This is a genomic window from Carboxylicivirga agarovorans, assembly GCF_050589845.1.
GTDB lineage: Bacteria > Bacteroidota > Bacteroidia > Bacteroidales > Marinilabiliaceae > Carboxylicivirga > Carboxylicivirga agarovorans.
Genome location: NZ_JBNGPA010000076.1, coordinates 1 through 1860 on the forward strand (window position 1 = coordinate 1; position 1860 = coordinate 1860).

The following is a 1860-nucleotide window of genomic DNA, read 5'->3' on the forward strand; positions in this document are numbered from 1 at the left end:
TCTTTGAAAATATTGGATAGTACCTATTTTAAACGATAAAATAGAAAAGGTAAAAAGTGAAACCTGAAGTCAATTAGAGCTATTAAAATTTCTAGAGATATTTAAAATTTTAATACAACGAAGAGTTTGATCCTGGCTCAGGATGAACGCTAGCGACAGGCCTAACACATGCAAGTCGAGGGGTAACGATGTAGCTTGCTACAGGCGACGACCGGCGCACGGGTGCGTAACGCGTATGAAACCTGCCTTATACTGGGGGATAGCCCGAAGAAATTCGGATTAATACCCCATAATATTAATCATTCGCATGTTTGATTAATTAAAACTCCGGTGGTATAAGATGGTCATGCGTGACATTAGCTAGTTGGTGAGGTAACGGCTCACCAAGGCGACGATGTCTAGGGGTTCTGAGAGGAAGGTCCCCCACACTGGTACTGAGACACGGACCAGACTCCTACGGGAGGCAGCAGTGAGGAATATTGGTCAATGGGCGAAAGCCTGAACCAGCCATGTCGCGTGCAGGATGACTGCCCTATGGGTTGTAAACTGCTTTTATACGGGAAGAATGTGACCTACGTGTAGGTTTTTGCCGGTACCGTATGAATAAGCATCGGCTAACTCCGTGCCAGCAGCCGCGGTAATACGGAGGATGCGAGCGTTATCCGGATTCATTGGGTTTAAAGGGTGCGTAGGCGGAAGTATAAGTCAGGGGTGAAAGTTTGTGGCTCAACCATAAAATTGCCTTTGATACTGTATTTCTTGAGTACATTTGAGGTAGGCGGAATGTGTTGTGTAGCGGTGAAATGCTTAGATATAACACAGAACACCGATTGCGAAGGCAGCTTACTAAACTGTAACTGACGCTGATGCACGAAAGCGTGGGGATCGAACAGGATTAGATACCCTGGTAGTCCACGCCGTAAACGATGATAACTAGTTGTTTGCAATAGACCGTAAGCGACAAAGCGAAAGCATTAAGTTATCCACCTGGGGAGTACGTTGGCAACAATGAAACTCAAAGGAATTGACGGGGGCCCGCACAAGCGGAGGAACATGTGGTTTAATTCGATGATACGCGAGGAACCTTACCTGGACTTAAATGTAGAGTGACAGCTTTAGAGATAGAGTTTTCTTCGGACACTTTACAAGGTGCTGCATGGTTGTCGTCAGCTCGTGCCGTGAGGTGTCGGGTTAAGTCCCATAACGAGCGCAACCCACGTTGTTAGTTACCAGCACATAATGGTGGGCACTCTAACAAGACTGCCGGTGTAAACCGCGAGGAAGGTGTGGATGACGTCAAATCAGCACGGCCCTTACGTCCAGGGCTACACACGTGTTACAATGGTCGGTACAGAGGGCAGCTACATAGTGATATGATGCAAATCTCAAAAACCGGTCTCAGTTCGGATCGAAGTCTGCAACCCGACTTCGTGAAGCTGGATTCGCTAGTAATCGCGCATCAGCCATGGCGCGGTGAATACGTTCCCGGGCCTTGTACACACCGCCCGTCAAACCATGGAAGCCGGGGGTACCTGAAGTCTGTGACCGTAAGGAGCGGCCTAGGGTAAATCTGGTAACTAGGGTTAAGTCGTAACAAGGTAGCCGTACCGGAAGGTGTGGCTGGAACACCTCCTTTCTGGAGAAATTTTTAATAGCCGGTTTTAGGCTTTCCTTTTTTCCTTTTTTAGTACTATCTATAATTACAGCGTCAAGTAAATCCACAAGGGATAAGACGACACTGCAACAGTCCCGTAGCTCAGTTGGTTAGAGCACTACACTGATAATGTAGGGGTCGGCAGTTCAAGTCTGCCCGGGACTACCATGAAGTTGTGGAATTGTTCAACTGCTAAACTGTCAAAT

General features: G+C 47.3%; 1 tRNA gene and 1 rRNA gene. Both read left to right on the forward strand.

The window, feature by feature from the left end:
• Positions 1–114 precede the first annotated feature (114 nt).
• Positions 115–1636 (forward strand): 16S ribosomal RNA (locus ACRD69_RS25250).
• A gap of 109 nt (positions 1637–1745) precedes the next feature.
• Positions 1746–1822, forward strand: a tRNA-Ile gene (locus ACRD69_RS25255).
• Positions 1823–1860: the final 38 nt, after the last annotated feature.